This window comes from Chromobacterium sp. CCUG 30098 (assembly GCF_059916605.1).
The window spans coordinates 377,374-398,591 of record NZ_JAUCGS010000003.1 but is presented as its reverse complement, the minus strand read 5'-3'; the positions used below and the strand labels follow the sequence as shown (position 1 = coordinate 398,591).

20 protein-coding genes are annotated in these 21,218 nt (G+C 62.3%); 9 read left to right on the top strand and 11 right to left on the bottom strand.

Annotated elements, in window-relative coordinates; translation table 11 throughout:
• Positions 1–96: 96 nt before the first annotated feature.
• The 4 genes from QUG03_RS10085 to QUG03_RS10070 are packed head-to-tail and all read right to left on the bottom strand — an operon-like array spanning position 97 to position 2,886.
• Positions 97–1,056, bottom strand: a complete 960-nt coding sequence (locus tag QUG03_RS10085) for a beta-ketoacyl-ACP synthase III (protein WP_107798367.1) — start codon at positions 1,054–1,056, stop codon at positions 97–99.
• Positions 1,057–1,061: 5 nt separating this feature from the next.
• The gene (gene plsX / locus QUG03_RS10080) at positions 1,062–2,099 is read right to left on the bottom strand and encodes a phosphate acyltransferase PlsX (protein ID WP_107798366.1); all 1,038 of its coding nucleotides are present in this window, start codon (positions 2,097–2,099) and stop codon (positions 1,062–1,064) included.
• 57 nt (positions 2,100–2,156) lie between these two features.
• Positions 2,157–2,336: a 50S ribosomal protein L32 gene (rpmF, locus tag QUG03_RS10075; protein WP_011136965.1), complete on the bottom strand. Its 180-nt coding sequence runs from the start codon at positions 2,334–2,336 to the stop codon at positions 2,157–2,159.
• Between the two features lie 46 nt (positions 2,337–2,382).
• Positions 2,383–2,886 carry a YceD family protein gene (locus tag QUG03_RS10070; RefSeq protein WP_107798365.1) on the bottom strand — a complete coding sequence of 168 codons (504 nt, stop codon included), beginning with the start codon at positions 2,884–2,886 and terminating at the stop codon, positions 2,383–2,385.
• A gap of 107 nt (positions 2,887–2,993) precedes the next feature.
• Here QUG03_RS10070 and QUG03_RS10065 point away from each other — a divergent pair, with 107 nt between their 5' ends.
• From QUG03_RS10065 to pncB, 3 genes are read left to right on the top strand one after another with little or no spacing between them, the layout of a single operon-like run.
• Positions 2,994–3,575, top strand: coding sequence for a Maf family protein (locus tag QUG03_RS10065; RefSeq protein ID WP_107798364.1), 582 nt, complete (start codon positions 2,994–2,996; stop codon positions 3,573–3,575).
• Positions 3,572–4,276, top strand: a complete 705-nt coding sequence (locus tag QUG03_RS10060) for an SAM-dependent methyltransferase (protein WP_081546160.1) — start codon at positions 3,572–3,574, stop codon at positions 4,274–4,276. Before QUG03_RS10065 ends, QUG03_RS10060 begins: the two co-directional genes overlap by 4 nt.
• A gap of 16 nt (positions 4,277–4,292) precedes the next feature.
• Entirely contained in the window at positions 4,293–5,492 is a 1,200-nt protein-coding gene (gene pncB / locus QUG03_RS10055; protein WP_255701250.1) for a nicotinate phosphoribosyltransferase, read from the top strand.
• Here pncB and QUG03_RS10050 read toward each other — a convergent pair.
• Positions 5,481–6,353, bottom strand: coding sequence for a Rossmann-like and DUF2520 domain-containing protein (locus QUG03_RS10050; RefSeq protein WP_500819925.1), 873 nt, complete (start codon positions 6,351–6,353; stop codon positions 5,481–5,483). The two genes, pncB and QUG03_RS10050, sit on opposite strands and share 12 nt — an antisense overlap.
• 129 nt (positions 6,354–6,482) lie before the next feature.
• Between QUG03_RS10050 and QUG03_RS10045 the strand changes: the two genes are divergently transcribed.
• Genes QUG03_RS10045 through QUG03_RS10035 form a run of 3 tightly spaced genes read left to right on the top strand, consistent with a single transcriptional unit; the run spans position 6,483 to position 8,485 of the window.
• Positions 6,483–7,055 carry a LemA family protein gene (locus QUG03_RS10045; RefSeq protein WP_253315047.1) on the top strand — a complete coding sequence of 191 codons (573 nt, stop codon included), beginning with the start codon at positions 6,483–6,485 and terminating at the stop codon, positions 7,053–7,055.
• Position 7,056: 1 nt separating this feature from the next.
• Positions 7,057–7,986 carry a hypothetical protein gene (locus QUG03_RS10040; protein ID WP_500819924.1) on the top strand — a complete coding sequence of 310 codons (930 nt, stop codon included), beginning with the start codon at positions 7,057–7,059 and terminating at the stop codon, positions 7,984–7,986.
• 46 nt (positions 7,987–8,032) lie between these two features.
• Positions 8,033–8,485, top strand: coding sequence for a BLUF domain-containing protein (locus QUG03_RS10035; RefSeq protein ID WP_227107205.1), 453 nt, complete (start codon positions 8,033–8,035; stop codon positions 8,483–8,485).
• Between the two features lie 47 nt (positions 8,486–8,532).
• Here the strand turns inward: QUG03_RS10035 and QUG03_RS10030 are convergent, their stop codons facing one another.
• On the bottom strand, positions 8,533–9,810 hold the full coding sequence (locus tag QUG03_RS10030) for an O-acetylhomoserine aminocarboxypropyltransferase/cysteine synthase family protein (protein ID WP_500819923.1): 1,278 nt from the start codon (positions 9,808–9,810) through the stop codon (positions 8,533–8,535).
• A gap of 678 nt (positions 9,811–10,488) precedes the next feature.
• Between QUG03_RS10030 and QUG03_RS10025 the strand changes: the two genes are divergently transcribed.
• The gene (locus tag QUG03_RS10025) at positions 10,489–11,634 is read left to right on the top strand and encodes a porin (RefSeq protein ID WP_488906289.1); all 1,146 of its coding nucleotides are present in this window, start codon (positions 10,489–10,491) and stop codon (positions 11,632–11,634) included.
• 307 nt (positions 11,635–11,941) lie between these two features.
• Here QUG03_RS10025 and QUG03_RS10020 read toward each other — a convergent pair whose 3' ends face one another.
• The 3 genes from QUG03_RS10020 to QUG03_RS10010 form a co-directional block, all read right to left on the bottom strand.
• The gene (locus QUG03_RS10020) at positions 11,942–13,012 is read right to left on the bottom strand and encodes an ABC transporter ATP-binding protein (protein WP_227107199.1); all 1,071 of its coding nucleotides are present in this window, start codon (positions 13,010–13,012) and stop codon (positions 11,942–11,944) included.
• Complete coding sequence (locus QUG03_RS10015) at positions 13,005–14,750, bottom strand: ABC transporter permease (protein WP_474455859.1); 1,746 nt, start codon at positions 14,748–14,750, stop codon at positions 13,005–13,007. Before QUG03_RS10015 ends, QUG03_RS10020 begins: the two co-directional genes overlap by 8 nt.
• Before the next feature lie 101 nt (positions 14,751–14,851).
• Entirely contained in the window at positions 14,852–15,943 is a 1,092-nt protein-coding gene (locus tag QUG03_RS10010; protein WP_107798355.1) for an ABC transporter substrate-binding protein, read from the bottom strand.
• A gap of 123 nt (positions 15,944–16,066) precedes the next feature.
• On the opposite strand from QUG03_RS10010, the gene QUG03_RS10005 reads away from it, so the two are divergent.
• Positions 16,067–16,732, top strand: coding sequence for a response regulator (locus QUG03_RS10005; protein ID WP_107798354.1), 666 nt, complete (start codon positions 16,067–16,069; stop codon positions 16,730–16,732).
• Positions 16,733–18,154 (top strand): sensor histidine kinase, encoded by a 1,422-nt coding sequence (locus QUG03_RS10000; RefSeq protein WP_488906291.1) that lies wholly within the window; start codon positions 16,733–16,735, stop codon positions 18,152–18,154. It begins immediately after the preceding gene.
• A 137-nt stretch (positions 18,155–18,291) separates the two neighbouring features.
• On the opposite strand, the gene QUG03_RS09995 is transcribed toward QUG03_RS10000, so the two are convergent.
• Complete coding sequence (locus QUG03_RS09995) at positions 18,292–18,942, bottom strand: TetR/AcrR family transcriptional regulator (protein ID WP_107798352.1); 651 nt, start codon at positions 18,940–18,942, stop codon at positions 18,292–18,294.
• A 647-nt stretch (positions 18,943–19,589) separates the two neighbouring features.
• Entirely contained in the window at positions 19,590–21,173 is a 1,584-nt protein-coding gene (locus tag QUG03_RS09990; RefSeq protein ID WP_500819921.1) for an ABC transporter substrate-binding protein, read from the bottom strand.
• Positions 21,174–21,218: the final 45 nt, after the last annotated feature.

The window sequence follows — 21,218 nt, the reverse complement described above, 5'->3', positions numbered from 1 at the left end:
CAAACCGGCGACGTCTGCCAAGCCTAACGATCAAATATCGCTGAGGCTAGTGACCTCACGGTCAGCCGTCGGCGGCTTGCGCGCCAATGTTTCGGGTCAGATCTTCAACAATACAGCGCCCCAGGCGAAACCGCCGCCTATGCCTTCCAGCAATACGGTCTGGCCTGGACGAATGCGGCCGTCGCGCACCGCGCAGTCCAAGGCCAGCGGAATCGATGCGGCGGAGGTATTGCCCTGTTGCGGCAATGTGACGATCACGCGTTCCATCGGCAAGCCCAGATGCTTGGCGGTGGATTCTATGATGCGCAGATTGGCCTGATGCGGCACCAGCCAGTCCACTTCGCTCTTGTCGACGCCGGCTTCCGCCAGCGTCTTGGCGGCGATGTCGGACAAGGCTTTGACCGCGAATTTGAACACCGCCGGGCCGTCCATGTGCAGATAGGGCATGCCCTGAATCTTGCCGCCGGAAATCTGGGCCGGAGTGTTGAGAATGTCCTTGTAGCGGCCGTCCGCCGCCAGCTTGGCGTGCAGGATGCCCGGCTCCTCGGAGTCGCCGAGAATCACCGCGCCGGCGCCGTCGCCGAACAGCACGCAGGTGCGGCGGTCGTCCCAGTCCAGCACCCGTGACATGATTTCCGCGCCCACCACCAGAGCGCGGCGGGCCATGCCGCTCTTGATGTAGTTGTTGGCGGTCACCAGCGCGAACATGAAGCCGGCGCACACCGCCTGCACGTCGAACGCCGCGCAGCCGGGAATGCCCAGCTTTTCCTGCAACAGACAGGCGGTGCTGGGGAAGACCATATCGGGAGTGGTGGTGGCCACGATGATCAGATCGATCTCGTGCTTGTCGATGCCCGCGCTCTGAATCGCGGCTTCCGCCGCCTTGAGCGCGAGATCGCTGGTTTTGTGTTCCTCTGCGGCAATATGGCGCGCGTGGATGCCGGTGCGAGAGACTATCCACTCGTCGCTGGTATCCACGCGTTCGGCCAACTGCGCATTGGTGAGCACCTGCTCGGGCAGAAAGCTGCCGGTGCCTAGAATGCGGGAATAGCCCATGGTTGTCAGTTCGCTTCCGCCTCGGACTGCTTGAGATTGTTTAATTGGTGCGCAATCCGGTCGGCGATGTGACCAATCACGTCGGAACCGGCTTCCTCGCAAGCCTGCTCCAGCGCGTAACGGAATCCTGTGACATCGGTCCCGCCGTGGCTTTTCACCACGATGCCGCGCAGCCCCAGCAAGCTGGCGCCGTTGTAGCGGCGGGGATCGATGCGCCTCTTGAACAGTTTGAGCACCGGCAGCGCGGCCAGCGCGCACAAACGCGTCCACCAGCTGCGGCCAAACTCTTCGCGCAGGAACACGGCAAACATGTGAGCCAGCCCCTCAGCTGTCTTCAAAGCCACATTGCCGGTAAAACCGTCGCAGACTACCACATCCACCGTGCCTTTACAGATGTCGTCGCCCTCCACGTTGCCGTGGAAATTGAGCTCGGACTGGCGCAGCAGTTCGGCGGTCTTCTTGATATTGTCGTTGCCCTTGATGTCTTCCGAACCGATGTTCAGCAGGCCGACACTAGGGCTGGCGTTGCCGCTGAGGCACACCACCAGTTCGGATCCCATGATGCCGAACTGCAACAGTTGTTCTGGGGTGCAATCGACGTTGGCGCCCAAATCCAACACGCAAGACGAGCCCTTGACGGTGGGCAGCATTTTGGCGATGGCGGGACGGTCGATGCCGGGAATGGTCTTGAGTACGAAACGCGCGGTCGCCATCAGCGCGCCGGTGTTGCCGGCGGACACGGCGGCCTGAGCCTCGCCTTCTTTGACCAGATTAATGGCCACCCGCATCGACGAATCTTTCTTGTTCTTCAAGGCGAGCTGAGGCGCCTCATCCATGCCCACCACTTGGGTGGCGTGCTGGATGCGGATGCGTTCACGCGCGACGCCTTGATGCGCGGCCAGTTCAGCCTCTAGGGCTGCTTGGTCGCCAACAAGAATCAAACGGGTGTCGGGATGGTTCTGCAGGAATTGGATCGATGCAGGGACGGTAACCTTGAGGCCAACGTCACCGCCCATTGCATCAACCGCGACGGTGATAGTCATCAACGAGTGCGGTAATAGTGCTGCCTAATCAGTGGGGAAAGTAGGAAAACGGGGAGATTACTCGCCCTTGGTCTTCACAACTTTGCGGCCGCGGTAGAAACCGTTCGGGCTGATGTGGTGGCGCAGGTGCGCTTCGCCGGTGCTGGCTTCAACTGCCAGAGCCGGAGCGGTCAGAAAATCGTGTGCACGATGCATGCCGCGCTTGGACGGGGACTTTTTGTTCTGTTGAACAGCCATGGTCGACTCCTAAGAAATTCAAGTAGATTCGGTTCGAATCCGGGTTTTACTCGGACTTGGGTCTCTTAAGCGCCGCCAGCACCGCAAACGGATTGGGCTTGTCAGCCTTGGCGAGCGAGAGAGTTTCCCTGCCGCAGTCGTCGTGTTTCGGCGACAGCGGCAAGCCCATAATGATTTCGTCTTCGATCAACGCCGTCAGGTTCAGTTCCGGCTCGGCGATGATAGCGTCCAGCTCCTCGTCCTGCTCGCAAGCCTCTTCCAGCTTGTCCGGATCGGTAAACAAGGTGACCACCGAATCGGTGTCCAGGCTGTACGGCATGCTTTCCATGCAGCGCTGGCAGGTCACTTTGAGTTCCCCGGACAAATGAAGACGCAGCGACAAACGGTTCAAGCTGTCGCGAAAACCGTCCAGGGCGTATTCCACGTTCCCGGAGGTGTCGGACAGGTCGCTGTGCACGCGCTCATCCAGCTCGCCAACCGGCAGTTTGCCGGCCTGCGAACGCCCTTCCCGGGCGAACTTGAGCGGATCGATCAAAATCGGTTTAGACATAAACCTCGCATGGTACAATCCATTCCCCTGATTTGTCAAAAGAAACAAGGAGCCCTCCGCGCGCGCCGCCAGGCCGCCCCGGCTCCGCAACAAGCGACGTCCACATCATGCAGATCGTACTGGCCTCCACCTCCCGCTACCGCCAAGAAATCATCGCCCGTCTGGGCCTGCCCTTCCACGCCGAACCGCCGGTGTGCGACGAAACCCCGCTGCCGGGCGAAACCGCGCTGGAAACCGCGGTGCGGCTGGCGCGCACCAAGGCGCAATCGCTGGCGGACAAGCATCCGCAAGCGCTGATCATAGGCTCCGACCAAGTGGCTTTGCTTGACGGCCAGCAGATAGGCAAGCCAGGATCGTTCGAGAACGGCGTCAAGATGCTGCAATGGATGAGCGGCCGGACCGTGGTGTTCCACTCGGCGCTGGCCTTGTACAACAGCGCCGAGCATCGGCTGCAAGAAGCGGTGGGCATCACCCGCGTCACCCTGCGCGCGCTGAGCGAAGCGCAGATCCGCAACTATCTGGAACGCGAGCCCGACGCGCTGCACTGCGCCGGCAGCGCCAAAAGCGAGGGCCTGGGCGGCGCGCTGCTGGAGCGCGTGGAGTCCGACGATCCTAATGCGCTGATCGGCGTGCCTCTGTTCAAACTGATTACGATGCTGGCCGATGAAGGCGTGGAGATTTTGCGATGAGCGGCACCCTGTTCCTGATCCCCGCCCCCTTGGGCGACGAATCCATCGCCTGGCTGCCCGAAGCCGAGCGCGCCAAAGTGCTGCACCTGACCCGTTTCGTGGTGGAAGCCGAAAAAACCGCGCGCAAACACCTGAAGGCGCTGGGCGTCAGCGCGCCCATCCGCGAACTCGCCATGAGCACGCTGAACGAACACACCCCGGCCGCCGACGTCGCCGCCTTGCTGCAACCGCTGCTGGACGGCCACGATCTGGGCCTGATCTCCGAAGCCGGCTGCCCGGCGGTGGCGGACCCCGGCGCGCAACTGGTGGCGCTGGCGCATGAGCGCGGCTTGCGGGTGGAGCCCTTGATCGGCCCCTCCTCCATTCTGCTGGCGCTGATGGCCAGCGGCGCCAACGGCCAGTGCTTCGCCTTCCACGGCTACCTGCCGGTGGACGCCGCCGACAAGGCAAAAATCGTCAAGGAGCTGGAGCTGCGTTCGCGCCAGCGCAACGAGACCCAGGTCTTCATCGAAACGCCGTACCGAAACAACGCGCTGCTGCAGCAATTGCGCGACACCCTGTCCCCGGCCACCCGGCTGGCGGTGGCCTGCGATCTGACCTTGCCGAGCCAGACCATCGTCAGCCGCCGGGTCAAGGACTGGCCCAAGGACGCGCCGGACCTGCACAAGCGCCCGGCCATTTTCATCATTCACGCCGCCTGAGCCCGCCATGGCCAAGATTCCGCCGCTGATCCATTCTCTGCTGGACACCGACCTTTACAAGTTCACCATGCTGCAAGTGGTGCTGCACCAGTTCCCGGCCTCGCACGGCGAGTACGAGTTCAAGTGCCGCAACCGCCCGGACATGCCCTTGACCCAGCTGAAGAAAGAGCTGGAAGCGCAATTGGACTGGCTGTGCCAGCTGCACTTCACCCAGGAAGAGCTGGCCCATCTGCGCACCCTGCGCTTCATCAAGAGCGATTTCGTCGATTATCTGGAGCTATTCCATCTGCAGCGGCGCTTCATCACCGTGTCCTGCCAGGACGAGGAGCTGGCGATCCGCATCAAGGGCCCGTTGGTTCAGGCGATGTTTTTTGAAATCTTCGTGCTCGCCATCGTCAACGAATTGTACTTCCGCCGTCTGGACAGCGCGGAAGTCCGCGCCGAGGGCCTGCGCCGGCTGGAAGCGAAAATCGCCGTGCTGGAACGCTTCCGCGACAGCGAGGCCGCGCAGCAGCGCTTTCCCTTGCTGATCGCCGATTTCGGCACCCGCCGCCGTTTCAGCCGGGACTGGCAGCAGCATGTGGTGGAGCGCCTGAACACCGCCTTGCCGGACATTTTCCGCGGCACCAGCAATGTTTACCTGGCCTGGAAGCTGGGCATCACTCCGATAGGCACCATGGCCCACGAGTTCTTCCAGGCCTTCCAGGCGCTGGGCGTGCGGCTGCGCGACTTCCAGAAGGCGGCGCTGGAATCCTGGGTCCAGGAATACCGCGGCGACCTCGGCATCGCGCTGACCGATGTAGTAGGCATGGACGCCTTCCTGGCGGACTTCGACCTCTACTTCGCCAAGCTGTTCGACGGTCTGCGCCACGACAGCGGCGATCCCTATCAATGGGGCGAAAAGGCGATCGCGCATTACCGCAAGCTGCGCATCGATCCCGCCACCAAGATGCTGACCTTCAGCGACGGCCTGAGCGTGGACAGCGCGCTGGACCTGCACCGCCATTTCAGCCCGCAGATCCAGGTCAGCTTCGGCATCGGCACTCATTTCACCAACGACATGGGACTGGAGCCGCTGCAAATCGTGCTCAAGCTGGTCAGCTGCAACGGCCAGCCGGTGGCCAAGCTGTCCGACAGCCCCGGCAAGACCATGTGCAGCGACGAGACCTTCCTCGCCTATCTGCGCCAGGTGTTCAAGGTGGCACTAGCTGCCTGAGCCCTCCGCGGGCGCCAGCGCGCTCAGCACTTGCCGGCGCGCCTGCTCGGGCAGGCGCTCGCCGGCCAGCGCCACCGTCTGCCGGCCCAAGGCCTGGTAGGCGGCGCGCAAATCGGCATCGTCCATCGCCTGCAAATGCAGGGCCACCGTCGAGGCGTCGCCGCGCGCGATGGGCCCGGTCAAAGCCGCCTGCGGCCCCAGCGCCAAGGCATTGTCCAGCGTTTGCCGCATCAGACCGCCCAGCAAAGGCGTCAGCAGCACCTCGGGCACCCCGCCCTGGCCAGCCAGCCGCCGCGCGATGGCAGTCAGCGTCACCAGATAATTGGACGCCACCGACAAGGCCGCGTGATAGGCCGGTTTGCCGCCCTCGGCCAATTGAAACGGCCGCCCGCCTATGGCCTGCGCCAACTCCCTCAAGACAAGGCACGCTTCGGCGTCGCCCTCCAGCGCGCACAGCACGTCGGAAAACCCCTCAAGCGCGATGGCCGGATCGGCGAAGGAAAAGGCCGGATGCAGGCTGCCGACGTGCGCGCCGCGCGCCGCCGCCGGCCGCAACAGTTCGGACCCGCTGACGCCGCTGGCGTGAAACACCACCGCGCCGGCCGGCACCTCCGTCTCCGCCAGCCGCAAAGCGCAGTCGGCGATCGCCGCGTCCGGCACCGCCAGCAGGTACAAGTCGGCGGCGGCCAACTCCGCCCATGCGGTCACCGGACGCCCCGTGCCGATGAAGGCGCAGGCGGCGGCGGCGGAATCCGCGCCGCGCGTCATCACGTCCTGCACCCGGTAGCGGCCGGAACGCCGCGCCAGCGCCGCCAAGGTCTTGCCCAGACGCCCCGCGCCTATGATGTTGATCCGAATCACGCTTCCTCCCGAAAACCTCAAGCCGCCCGCGCGTGCGCGAATCCGGGCGCAGACAAAAAAACAGCCTTGCACGATAATGCCGACATGGACGCCGCGCATCGGCGACGCCTGTCCCGGAGAGACCCCATCATGAAGCTCGCCGTTTTCCTCGGCCTCATCGCCGTCGTCCTCTTCTACTTGATCACGCTATACAACGCGCTGATCAATTTGAAGCACCAGCTGACGCAAAGCTGGGCCAATATCGACGTCATCCTCAAACAACGCCACGACGAATTGCCCAAGCTGGTCGAAGTGTGCCGGCAATACGCCCAGTTCGAACAAGAAACCCTGACGCAAGTGATGGCCGCCCGCGGCGCGGTGGCCGACTCCGCCCGAGCGCGGGATCCGGAGGCCCTCGGCGCGGCCGAAGGACGCTTGCACGGCCTGATCGGCCAGCTATACGCGGTGGCCGAGGCGTATCCTGCGCTGCAAGCCGACCAGCAGTTCGCGCAATTGAGTGCGCGCATCACCCAGTTGGAGGAGGCGCTGGCCGATCGCCGCGAACTGTACAACGAGGCGGTCAAACTCCACAACGCCCGCATCGAGCAGTTCCCCGACGTGCTGCTGGCCCGCCTGTTTCATTTCCCGCCGGCCCGGCCGCTGCGCTTCGCCGCCGCGGAAACCCGCGACGTAGACATGAAAGCGCTGTTCGCGCGCAACTGACATGCCGGCGCTCGCCTCCCTGCTGCCGGGCCTGGGCTTGGCCCTGTACCTGCTTGCCGCCGCCTCATGGCTGCTTGGCGGCGAGGCCCGCCATGGCCTGCTGATCGCGGCGGCAGTCGGGCTGATAGGCTGGCGTCTGAATTACCGCCATTACCGCCAGGTGGCGGACACTCCGACATCTAAACTGGCCAGCGCGGCCTTGGGCCAAGTCGAATTATGCGGCCAGGCCCGCTGCCATCCGAACGCGCCCAATTACAGCCCCTTGAGCGGCCGACGCTGCGCCTGGTACCGCTGCTGGCGCATAGACGAGCGCGGCAAACTGGACTGGGAGGACTGGCTGACCTGGGCCATACAACGCTCCAACCGGCTGGCGACCCGCGCCAACCCGCCGGAAGTCAGCAGCGACGACAGCTTTCTCCTGGTGGACGGCGACGCGGAAGCCACCATTCTCCCCGGCGGCGCCCAAGTGGTCGCCCGCCGCCGGCGTCGCTGGCATGAGGACGGCATGTTGCTGATAGAGGAATGGATAGACGAAGGCGACGCCATCTATGTGCGCGGCCGGCTGCGACGGCTGGACGCGCGCGCCAATGCGCTGGACCTTCGCCTGGATATCGGCGCCAAACTGGCCGAATGGAAAAACGACAGACAAGCCCTGCTGCGCCGCTTCGATCTGGACGGAGACGGGCAGCTCAGCGAGCAAGAATGGTCGCTGGCGCGCGCGGCGGCGCAGCGCGAAGTCGTCGCCCTGCAGCAGGAACTCGCGCGACAGCCGGCGTCCTTATTGCTGCAGGGAGACGATCAAGACGCGCCCTTGATCCTCACCACCCTGTCTCCGCGGCAAAGCGCCCGGCTGTTCCGCCGCCGCGCCTGGCTTCACGCCGCCGTGGCGCTGGCCTGCCTATTGGGCTGGCTCAAGCTGGCTCGATTCTAAAGCGCTATACTGAAGCGAAAGCACTCGCCACACGGCAGGAGCGCAGATGATCCGCCTGATCTACAGCAGCGCAGCCCATCACCCGGTTTCCGCCGAAGCCATGCAGAACCGCATTCGCCGTTTCCGCGACTACAACCGGAGCCAGGACATCGTCAGCGTGCTGCTGATGCTGAACGACGACTTCCTGCAAATCCTGGAAGGCCCGGAAGACGCCATCGACGCGCTCTATCAACGCATCGCGCACGACCCGCAGCACCATCAGCTGACCCTGTTGTCGCGCGAGGAGATCGACCACCCCATGCTGGCCAATCACCCGCTGGAATACCTTGCCCCGGCGCCGCAGGCCGACGGCAAGCCTCTGTCCGCCTCAGCCATCGCCCGAGACGCCGGCTGGACCCTGCACGGCAAGGTCCAGCATGTGATCCAAAGCTTTCTCGACGGCAAATGGCATCATCACCTGCCCAACGGCATGAATCCGCAAGTGCTGCGCCGCGGCTGAGCTTATCAATATATGAGTGCGCTTCCTCGTCGGCGAGCCTGACCCGCTCAAGGTTCCGCCGCGGCCAGCGCTTGGTCGATATCGGCCAGGATGTCGTCGATATGCTCGATGCCTATCGACAAACGCACCATTTCCGGGCGCACGCCGGCGCGCAGTTGCTCATCGGCCGACAGTTGGCGGTGGGTGGTGGTGGCCGGGTGGCAGGCCAGCGATTTGGCGTCGCCGATATTCACCAGCCGGGTCACCAGTTGCAAAGCGTCGATGAAGCGCCCGCCGGCCGCCGCGCCGCCGCGAATACCAAAGGACAGCACGCCGGAAGCCCGGCCGCCGAAGTAACGTCGCGCCAGAGCATGGTCCGGGTGATCCTCCAGGCCGGCGTACTCGACCCATTCCACCGCCGGGTGCGCGCGCAGATGCTGGGCCACGCGCAGCGCGTTGGCGCAGATCCGGTCCATGCGCAGCGCCAACGTCTCGATGCCCTGCAAAATAAGAAAGGCGTTGAACGGCGCCAGCGCCGCGCCCATATTGCGCAAGGGCACCACTCGCGCCCGCGCGATATAGGCCGCCACGCCCAATGCTTCCACATAGTTGACGCCGTGGTAGCTGACGTCGGGCGTGTTTAAGCGCGCGAAGCGCTCGGCGTGCTCGGCCCAGGGAAAGCGCCCGCTGTCGACAATGGCGCCGCCGATGCTATTGCCGTGTCCGCCCAGATACTTGGTCAGACTATGCACCACGATATCGGCGCCGTGCTCGAAGGGCCGGCATAGATAAGGAGACGGCACCGTGTTGTCGACGATCAGCGGCAAACCGTGACGATGAGCGTGATCGGCGAAGGCGGCGAAGTCGACCACATTACCCAGCGGATTGCCGATGGATTCGCAAAACACCGCCTTGGTGCGCGCGTCCGCCATGTCGCCGATCCGCTCCGGATGGCGATGGCTGACGAAACGCACCTCGATGCCCAGCTGCGGCAGCGTGTGGGCGAACAGATTGTACGTGCCGCCATACAAGGTGCTGGTGGCGATGATGTTGTCGCCGGCCTCGGCGATGGTTTGTATCGCGTACGTGATCGCCGCCATGCCGGAAGCCACCGCCAGCGCGCCTATCCCGCCCTCCAAAGCCGCCACCCGCTTCTCCAGCACATCGGTGGTCGGGTTCATGATGCGGGTGTAGATATTGCCCTGCACCTTGAGGTCGAACAGATCCGCTCCATGCTGGGTGCTGTCGAAAGCGTAGCTGGTGGTTTGGTACAAGGGCACCGCCACCGCCTTGGTCGTCGGATCCGGCGCATAGCCGGCATGCACCGCCAGGGTTTCCAGTTTCATCTCGTCAGTCCTTCCTTCTATATAAGGCGAGTCGCGCAGCGCTCCTCTATGCCACTCGCCTACCTTAACCGGGAAGCGAAGCCAGCGAAAGAAGCTAAATCTAAAACCGGAAAACCAAACAATCTATGCGGACGCACGTCCAGACCGTAAACCTCGCATAGATTCAAAACAGACAAAACAAAACAAAATATATTTTACAAACAACAAGTTAACACTCACGTCCATTAGCGAACGCTCAAGAAATCAGTCTAGCTTCAGCCTATTTACATAGACATCGCTTTCTATTATGATTCGAATGTGAATTCATTCTGATGTGCGTCTTGCGGCATCGTGAATTCTCTTCAAGTCACGTTGATTTTTGAGCCCGCCCTCCGCGGGCTTATTTTTTTGCATCGCCCTGAATCACCCTCCCCCTTCCCCTTCCCGCTCTTATCCTTATGGTATCAGGCTTTCGGCCAACAAGTGCATTTTTACAACACCCGCACGCAATGAGTCGATTTCATGATTTACCCCTTTATTTCATTGGCTTAGCCAGACATTCCCATGTAAAACCACACACACAAAGCAACAATTGGTTGTTGATTTGCAACACCGCATTTACCGAAAAGTTGCATTTACACAACTTAGCCAATAGCATTTGCTCACATTCCTAAACCCATATAAAAGGATGACTTGACCATGAAAAAGAGTCTGATCGCCCTGCTGGTAGCTACTCTGCCGGCTGCAGCTTTCGCTGACGTGACCATCTACGGCAAAATCAAAGGCGGCGTTGAATACGTTGACGATGGTTCCACCAAGATCACCAACATCGACGACCTGGGTTCCCGTATCGGCTTCAAAGGCAAGGAAGACCTGGGCAACGGTCTGAAGGCTATCTGGCAAGTTGAAACCGGCTTCAGCGTTGACGGCGCTTCCAAGTCCAGCTCCTCCACCGGTACTTTCGCCAACCGTAACTCCTTCGTAGGCCTGCAGAGCGATCTGGGCACCCTGCGTCTGGGCAACGTGTCCAACTTCCTGGACAGCGACATGGGCATCGTTGACAGCTGGGAATACGGCAGCGACGCACTGGGCCTGGGCGTGTTCACTCGTGACGGTACCCGTCTGAAGAACTCCATCCGCTACGACCTGCCGAGCATCGCTGGCTTCAGCGCTGCCCTGCAATACGGCACCAAAGAAGACAAGAGCAAAAATACCCAAGCTCGTGAAAGCGCTATCGTTGGCATCGGCTACGAAAACAGCGGCTTCTTCGGTAAGTACGCGTACATCCACGAGAGCAAAGCTCAGTCCGCCTACAACATCTATTACGATGCTAACAACAAGTACTCCGTAGACAAAGTTGCTGGCGCAGGCCTGACTGCCGTTCCTTCGGTTAACAGCACCTCCAATGACAAGCACCGTCTGGAAGTTGGCTACAACGCCAACAACCTGCTGGTTGCCTTCGGTTACCAGCAGCAAAAAGGTGGCCTGGACATCGTTGGCAGCACTTGGGCTAACGCAGTCATCAACGGCGTGCCGTCTTCCGATCTGAACAACGTTGGTCAAAACGACAAGTACAAGACTCGTGAGTACTCGTTGACCGCTGCCTACACCTTGGGCGCTTTCACCCCGAAATTCAGCTACGCCCACGGCGACAAGGTTGAGCTGGGTGGCAAGAAACTGGGTAACAGCGGCTACAACCAGTATGTACTGGGTGTTGACTACGCGATCTCCAAGCGCACCACCTTCGGTGCCCAGTTCGGTGTGCTCGACGTTAAGAGCGGCGACAACACCGTCAAAAACAACGACCTGAAGGCCGTTGGCGTAAACATGATCCACGCATTCTAATTTGTCGGTTCGACGCAAGAACCTACGAACATGAATGAGAGAAAGGCCCGCGCAAGCGGGCCTTTTTCATTGCTTAGACGTTCTATTCACCATCAGATTAAACAATGGCGGCCAAAGGCACACAGTCTAGAAACGCCACACCAAACCGAACCGGGACCACATACTCCGTCCCCTAATCTCGGCTCTGCTCAACAATAGGTGAAGCTCCCTTAGCCCAGGTTTCAACCGTTCTCCCGCCTCCCAAACAAGCGGCCATGAAAAAGGGCAAGCCAAGCTTGCCCCCGACCGAACAAGCACACAGAACCTCTCAGGCCGAAGCGGCCTCGAACGCCCAGGTGTCCTCCAGCCCGAACTCCGCCCAGCACTCGCCGTTAGACCTAGCCTGCTGCCCAAAGGCGCGCAAGCGCAGGTCGCCGTGCTGCAACAGGTATTCCCAGCGATCCCCCAGATACATCGATGCGATCAGCCGCGCCGGCAAGCTGTTGCCGCCGGGCTCGTCTTGCACCCTCAGCCGCTCCAAGCGGATCACCGCCTCGGCCTGCTGCCCCACCTCCAGTGCCTGCCTCGCGGTGGCGCGCAGCTGCCAGCCCTCGCCCTGCAAGGTCACGCTGTCGCCGTTTCTGGCCGCCACCTTGGCCCGCAAAGTATTGTTGGCGCCCATGAATTGCGCGGTATAAAGGGAAGCCGGCGCGGAATACAAGTCGGTAGGACTGCCGGCCTGTTCGATGCGGCCGTTCTTCAACAACAAAATCTGGTCCGACATCGCCATCGCCTCGCCCTGGTCATGGGTGACGCACAAGGCGGACAGGTTCATCGACACGATCAGTTCGCGCAACCAGGCGCGCGCCTCTTCGCGCAGCTTGGCGTCCAGATTGGACAAGGGCTCGTCCAGCAGAATTACCGGCGGGTTGTAGACCAGCGCGCGGGCGATAGCCACGCGCTGCTGCTGACCGCCGGACAATTGATGCGGATAGCGCTCGGCCAAATGCCCCAGCCCCAGCTTGTCCAGAATCTGCCTCACCCTCGCGGCGATCTCCGCCGTCGGGGTCTGGCGCAGCTTCAAGCCATAGCCGACGTTCTGCGCCACGGTGCGGTGCGGCCACAAGGCGTAAGACTGGAACACCAGGCCCAGAGAACGCTGCTCCACCGCCAGGTTGCAACCGGCGGACGCGTCGTACAAGGGGCGGCCGTCCAACAGGATTTGACCGGCCGACGGCTGTTCCAACCCGGCGATGGCGCGCAGCAAAGTGGTTTTGCCGCTGCCGGAAGCGCCAAGCAAGGACACCACCTGGCCGGCGGCCAGATCAAAGGAAACACCCTTCAAAATAGGATTCTGCTCATAATTCAGATGCAGATCGCGCACGCTCAGCTTAGTCATGCAGTTTCACTCCCAGACGCAAGGCCAGCGCCAAGCCGGCGCCCACCATCAGAATATTGATCACCGACAAGGCCGCCACCTGGTCCACCGCGCCGGTGGCCCACAAGGACACCAGCAAGGAACCGATCACTTCGGTGCCCGGCGACAGCAAATACACCGCGGTCGAATACTCCCGCTCGAAAATCATGAAGATCAGCAGCCAGCTGGACAGCAGGCCGAAACGGATCAAGGGCAAGGTCACGTCCAGACTGGTCCGCCGCTGGCTGGCCCCGGCGGTGCGGGCGGCCTCTTCCAGCTCCGGCCCCACTTGCAACAGGGCGCTCTGCACCAGACGCATGCCATAGGCCAGCCAGACCACGGTGTAAGCCAGCCAGATCGACAGCATGCTGTTCTTGGCGCCCTGCAGGCCGGGCACGAACAGGAACACCCACAGGAAGGCCAGGCCAGCCAGGATGCCCGGCACCGCACGCGGCAACAGCACCAGATAGTCCAACAGACGAGCGCCCCAATCATTGCGGCGATGTCCGGCAAAACCGACCAGGGTATAAAAGCCCACCGCCAGCGCGCCGCCGATGATGCCGACACCCAGGGTGTTGACGATGGCGCGGACGATGTTGTCCTCCTCGAACACCAAGGCGTAATGATCCAGCGTCAAGGTCTCCAGCAAGGACACGCCCTCGCCCCAATGGCTGACCACCGAGCGCAGCGCGATGCCGGAAATCGGCACCACCACGGTGAGGAACAGCCACAGCAGCACGATGGCCAGCGCCAGATAGCGCCACGGCCCCAGCGACAGCGGATGCTGACGGCCGGCCTTGCCCTTGAGCGCGACGAAACGCTGAGCGCTGCGCAATAAGCGGCGCTGCAACAGGACCAGCGGGAAGGTGATGGCGATCAGGCACACCGCCACCGCCGCCATCAGGTGATAGGACGGTACGCCGAGTTTATTGGTCAGCTTGTACAGATAAGTGGCCAACACCAGATGGCCCTCCGGGTCGCCCAACACCAGCGGCAAGCCGAAGACTTCAAACCCCAGAAAGACCACCAGCACGCCGGCGAACAGCATGGAGGGCATCACCATCGGCAGGCTGACGTCGCGCGCCACGCGAAAAGGACCGGCCCCGGCCACCCGCGCGGCCTCTTCCACGTCCGAGCCCAGATTGCGCAGCGCCGCCGACGCGTACAGATAGACATGCGGCACATGGGTCAGCCCCGCCACCACCGCGATGCTGAGTAGGGAATAAATATTCCACGGCACCTCTTCCACGCCGAACCACTGCTTGAACCACAGGGAGTAAAACCCCACCGGTCCGGCCGCCACCACGTAGCCGAAGGCCAATACCATCGGCGACACGAACACCGGCGTCAGCAACAAGGGCTCCAGCCAGCGCCGGCCGGGCAAATCGGTGCGCGCCATCAAGAAGGCCAGCACCCCGCCCAGCGGAATGGCGATCAGCGCCATGCCGGCCGCGATCACCAGCGAGTTGCCCAGCGCGGACCAGAAATCGGGATCGGCGAACACAAAGCGGTAGGCGGTCAGCCCCACATTCTTGTCCGCCATGAAGAAGGGCTGATCCAGCAGGCTTTGATAGACCACCAGCGATAGCGGGGCCAGCACCAGCAAGGCCAGCGCGCCCAAGACCAGCCAGCGGCTGGCGGCGCTCCAGCGCGGCCAGCCGCCGCGCGCACGGGGCTGGGCGGCCGCGGCGGGGGCGGTCGGATTAATCGAGGAATTCATGCTTGCTCCCAGGCCTGCGCGCAGGCCTCTGCGCCGTCCGCGCGCGGCGGACGGCTGATTGAGTCATTGGAAACGTCGGCCGCAACGGCCGGAAGGGGACGCTATTTCTTCAGCGCCTGCTGCCACTGACGCATAAAATCCAGCCGCTTGGCCTGGTCCAGATAGACCAGCAGGCCGGTGCCCACCTGGATGGGCTTGGCGCTGCCGCCCAATTGCTGGTTCAAGGCGGCGATGGAAGCCGCGCCGCTCACGTCGCTGCGCAGCGAGAACAGCTCGGACTGGTTGGCCAGCACGCTCTGGCCGCGCTTGGACAGCAAATAGTCCAGCCACAGCCTCGCCGCGCCGGGATTCCGCGCCTTCTTGGAGATGATGGCCAGCCGGCTGACCACCTGGGTGTAATCCTTGGGATAGACATAGCCGATGGCCGGGTCCTTCTTCGCCTTGGCGTAAGCGTAGGAACCGAGGATGTTGTAGCCGATCAGGTTTTCGCCCGAGGAAATCCGCTCCATCATCGCGCCGGTGGAGGTTTGCAGTTTGACGCCGCTGGCGCCGAGCGCGCGCGCCAGTTCCCAGGCGCCGTTGGCGTTATGGCGGACGTCCTGGGTCAGGAAGTTGAAGCCGACGCCGGACTTCTCCACATCGTACGTGGTGACCTTGCCCTTGAAGCGAGCCGGATTCGCCTTGAGGATGCGCACCAGATCGGCGCGGGTCTGCGGGATGTCCTCCGGCTTCAGCAAGCGCTTGTTGTAGACGATGGCCACCGGCTCGTAAGTGGTGCCGTAGGCCTGCTGCTGATAATGCGCCCAGGACGGCAGATTGGCCGCCTCCGGCGAAGCGTAGCTGGCGGCGTAGCCGTCATTGACGAACTTCACTTGCAGATCCATCGCCGAGCTCCACACCACGTCGGCGCTGGCGCTGCTGGCGGCGTTCTCGCTGATGAAGCGATTGTAGATCTCGGTGCTGTTCATATCGTGGTATTCCACCTTGACGCCGGGATACAAGGCCTGGAAATCCTTGATCAGGGGCCGCGCCGCGGCGCTGTCGGTGGCCGAATACACCACCACCTTGCCCTCCTTGACGGCGGCGTCCACCAGATTCTGATAACTGGCGGGATAGCCGGCGGGCACGGCCGCCCAGGCGGCGGCGGAACCCAGCGCGCAGCACAGCGCGGACAAGCTTCTGACTCTATTCATGGTGTTGCTCCTAGGTAGATGAAGATGTTCGCGACATCTTTCGAATCGCGCAGCTCTATTGGCTTCGCTTCCCCAGCCATGATATTAGAGTAAAGCTTTCAATCCGCTTTCAGTGACCCAACCATGCGCCTGCTCTTGGTGGAAGACAATCCGGCCCTGTCCGAATCACTGGCCCAGGCCTTGCGCCAGGCCGGTTTCGCCGTGGACTGCATGCTCAACGGCAGCGACGCCGATCATGTGCTGCGCACCCAGGATTACGCGCTGGCCATCCTGGACTTGGACCTGCCCAAGCTCAACGGCTGGGAGGTGCTGCGCCGGCTGCGCGCCCGCAAGCAAACGCTGCCGGTGCTGATCCTGACCGCGCACGGCTCGGTGGAAGAACGGGTGCGCGGGCTGGACCTGGGCGCCGACGACTATCTGGCCAAGCCCTTCGACCTCAACGAACTGGAAGCGCGGGTGCGCGCGCTGATCCGCCGCAGCCACGGCCGCGAAAGTCCGCAGCTGGAATTAGGCCCCCTCAGCTACGACAGCGTCGGCCGCCAGTTTCAGCTGAGCGGCGACGCGCTGCACCTGACGCCGCGCGAGCACGCGGTGCTGGAAGTGCTGATGCTGCAAGGCGGCAAGGCCATAGGCAAAAGCCAGCTGTCGGAAAAGATTTTTGGCCTGGACGAAAGCGGCAGCGCCGAAGCCATCGAAATCTATGTGCACCGCTTGCGCAAGAAGCTGGCCGGCCAGCCGGTTTCCATCGTCACCTTGCGCGGGCTGGGCTATCTATTGACCACACCGTAAATGCGACTCGCCCTCTCCCGCCTCAAACCCGCCAGCTTGCGCAAACAATTGCTGCTCGGCCTGTCCGTTCCGCTGCTGCTGATGCTGGCGCTGGACGGCTGGATGACTTACGACCGCGCCTTGCAGGCGGCCAACACCGCCTTCGACCGCATGCTGCTCAGCTCCGGCCGCGCCATCGCCGACGGCGTCGCCGCCCACGACGGCGCCGTCAGCGTGGACATTCCCTATTTCGCCTTGCAAATGTTCGAGTCCAACGCCTCCGGCAAGGTGTTCTACCGCGTCAGCCGCTCGGACGGCGCGCTGCTCACCGGTTACGACGACCTGCCGCTGCCGCCTCCGCGCCGGCGCGAAACCATCCGCTACCAGCCCGATTACATGGACATTTCCTACCACGGCGAAACGCTGCGCTTGCTGACCTTGAGGCTGTCGGTGCGCGACATGAGCACGCTGCGCAGCCAGGACGTGTGGATACAGGTGGCGGAAACCCCGGAGTCCAGGGAGCAGCTGGCGCGCACCCTGCTCATCGGCTCCCTGGCGCAGGAGGCGCTGCTCGGTGTCATCATGCTCGCCATCGTGCTGCTGGCGGTCGGCCATAGCCTGCGGCCCTTGCGCCGCTTGTCGCGCAATGTGGTGGCGCGCAAGGAAACCGATCTCAGCCCCCTGCCCAGCCGCGAGCTGCCCACCGAGTTGACGCCCTTGGTGGACGCGCTGAATCAGCAGGGCGTGCGCTGGCATAAATTGCAGGCGGCGCGCCGCCGCTTCATCGACGACGCCGCCCATCAGTTGAAGACGCCGCTGGCGGTGATGCGGACGCAGGCGGAGCTGGCGCGACGCCAGACGCTGGAAGCCTCATTGCGCCAGCAGCTGGACAAATTGCTCGCCTCGCTGGACAGCGCCAGTCACGGCGTGCACCAGCTATTGCAACTGGCGCGGGTGGAGCCGGACAACGGCCAGGCCATCGAACTGGACGATATGGACCTGGCCGCCTGGATCAGGGAATGGGCGCTGGAACAAGCACCCTGGGCTCATGGCCAGGGTGCGGATCTGGGTTACGAAGGGGAGGAAACGGTATGGGTGCGCGGCAACGCCGGTCTGCTGCGGGAATTGCTGGGCAATCTGCTGGACAACGCCATCCGCTATCATTCCGGCAACGGCGACTCGCGGATCACGATCGCGGCCGGGGCGCTGCCGGCGCCGTGGCTGCGCGTCGACGATAACGGCCCCGGCATCGCCGAGGCGGAACAAGACAAGGTATGGCTGCGTTTTTACCGCATCGCCGGCGCCGCCAGCAGCGGCAGCGGCCTGGGCCTGGCCATCGTCAGGGAGATCGCCCACCGACATGGGGCGACCGTGGAGTTGAGCCGCAACGCCGGCGGCGGCCTCAGCGTCAAGCTTCAGTTTCCGCCGGCCGGCAGGGGATAGGCTTGAAGCCCGTTCACGGGCTCGCGAGCGGAGACGAAAACCGCCGAGCAAGCGCTATGCGCATACGCGCATCTGCGTTTCGAAACGGCGCTCGCCTCATCGCGTCTCGCAGCGTGCGGCGGACTTTGAACAGCTTCTTAAAACGGCAGTTGGTATAAAGGATTCCGGCTGTCCGCGCCTTCGGCGCGAATGCGTTCCAGCTCGCTGCGCAGAGCGGTCTGCAACCACTGTTCTCGCATTTTGTCGCCTTCGGGATGCTCGTTCAGCATCCGGTACAAGGCCATGCCGTGGAAGGTGGTCATCATGGTCAGCAAGGTGGCGAAGAAGCCGGTGGAAATGGCGTAACGCGGAAACAGCGAGGCCATCATGGCGACGAAGCGGTCGCGGAAGTAGTTGCTGGAACTGGCCAGGAAGATTTCCCGCAGATCGGCGGTGGTGCGAGCCGCCATCAGCAGTTCCATCAGTACGATGTGACGCGGCGACAGCACCAGCGCCTTCATCAGCGCGACGATCCGTTCCTCCTCCGGCATCGTGCTGGACATTTCCGCCGCCAGCTTGAGGCCGGCCTCGAAAATATCGTCGACTACCTTGCGCCCTACCGGCAACATCAGTTCGTTCTTGGTGGCGAAATGGCGGAATAGGGCTCCCTGGGAGACGCCGGCCCGGCTGCAGATCAGCTGCACGCTGGTACCGTGATAGCCAAACTCCAGCAGACACTCGATGGCCGCTTCCACCAGTTTCCCAATGGTGGACTCCCTACGACTTTGTTGTGTTCGTCTAGTTTGCATTATATTCTTATGTCATGTTTATCCCAACCAAGGTCTGATGATACGCGAAACTTTTGCCATAAGCGAGGGCGAGCGCACGCTAAATAGGCCAGTGAGTAGTTTCAACTAGGGATAGCCGGAAAAATGCTGTTCTTTTTAAAGTTATTTCCCAATAACTCTTAAAAAGAGGTCGCAAATATTAAAATTACTATTATTAAATTGCGTAGTTTTGATGATTTGGAACATTTTGCGCGTCTTACTGTCTTGCCAGACGCCCCCAGCATGGACTCGCCGCCGGAGTGGCGTCCGCGCAACGCGCGAAATTAGCGGCAAGATCGCCGCGGATGTGAACAAAAACGCGCCATAGCAATGACGATGCTCGGCGACCGTCATCGACATCGTCACGCCTTCCCCGCCGGTCTTCTCCGCTTGACGACCCGCCTCAAGATAACAAGCAGATACTCAAGCAACGTCGCCCTTAGAAAGCAGCTAGTTTCTAATCGAAAAAATAAATACGTTAAAACAACATTTCAACAAAAATACGATGTTGAATTACTTAAAGAGGGGAAATATGCACAGGCAAGTTCGTATTCGAACATTAACCGGCATTTCCTCGCTTATGCTGACAAAGCCTGACGGGCCGGCCGTCGACAACCGGCCCGCCGAGCTCAATTCAACTGCGCTCGTCCAAAGTCCACCCGCCCGAACGGACTGACGGCGTAAGCGCTCAAATCCTTGCTCGCCAAGGCGTACGCCGTGGGGTGGGCCAAGGGCAGCCACAAGGCCTGCTCCTGGATCAACTTCTGCGCCGCCAGATACAGCTTGGCGCGCTGGGCGAAATCGCTGCTCTTCTTGCCGTCGCTGATCAGCTTGTCCAGCTTGGCGTCGCAGAAGCGAGCGAAATTGGTGCCGGACTGCACCGCCGAGCAGGAAAACTGCGGGGTCAAGAAGTTGTCGGGGTCGCCGTTGTCGCCGGCCCAGCCCATGAACAATAGCTCATGTTCGCCGGCCTTGGCGCGCTTGATCAGCTCCCCCCACTCAATCACCTTGATCTGCACCTTGACGCCGATCTTGGCCAGGTCGGATTGCAGCAGCTCCGCGCCCGCCTTGGGATTGGGGTTCAGCGTGCTGCCGCTGGGCCGCACCCACACCGTGGTTTCGAAACCGTCGGGATAGCCGGCTTGGGCCAGCAGTTTCTTGGCGCGCGCCGGATCGTAAGGATAGGGCTTGGCCCCCTTGTTGTAGCTCCAGGTATTCGGCGGATAAGGCAGGTCCGCCGCGGTGGCGGTATTGTCGAACACCGTTTTCAGATAAGAGCTCTTGTCGAAAGCCAGGTTGAGCGCTTGCCGCACCAAGGGGTTGTTCAACGGTTTTTTCTGGCTGTTGAAGGCGACGAAGGCGGTCATGAAGGCCGGCGTTTGCAGAACCCGCAGCTTGGGATCCGCCTTGGCCGCCAGCACGTCCTGCGGCTTGGGCGACAAGGCCAGCTGGCATTCGCCGGCTCTCAGCTTCTGCGCGCGCACAGCCGAATCCGGCGTGATCGCGTAAATCAGCGCGCCGACCTTGGGCTTGGCTCCCCAATAAGCCGGATTAGGCGCGTAGCGCACCACGGCGTCCTTCTGGAAGCTGCGGAAGACGAAGGGCCCGGTGCCGATTGGCTTGGCGTTCAAGTCCGCCTGGCGGCCGGCAGCCTGCAACTGCCCGGCGTACTCGGCCGAATAGATGGACGCGAAGCCCATGGTCAGGCTGGACAGGAAGGTGGCTTCCGGATAGTTGAGCTCGAAACGCACAGTATTGGCGTCCACCTTCTGCACCGCCTTGATCAGCTTGGGAAACTGCATGGATTGCGCGTGCGGATAGCCGTTCGGCGCGCTCTTGTACCAAGGATGGGCCGGATTGAGCATGCGTTCGAAAGTGAACACCACGTCGTCGGCCGTCAGCTTGCGGCCAGGCTTGAAGTAATCGGTGGAGTGAAAGGCCACATTGGGCCGCAGCTTGAAGGTGTAACCGAGGCCGTCGTCGCTGACCTGCCAAGACGCGGCCAGGCCCGGCACCACTTTACGGGCGGCCGGATCGTATTCCACCAGGCGGTTCATCAGCACGTCCGCCGACGCGTTGGTGGTGACCAGGGAGTTGTACTGCACCACGTCGAAACCTTCCGGATTGGCGTCGGTGCACACCGTCAACGGGCGCGCGGCCAGCGCCAGGGTAGGCGCCAGGGCCAGGGCCAACAGCGTCAATTGCTTGTTCATCGGCATTTCCTCATCAAACTGCATGGCATCTTCAGTATCAGAAAC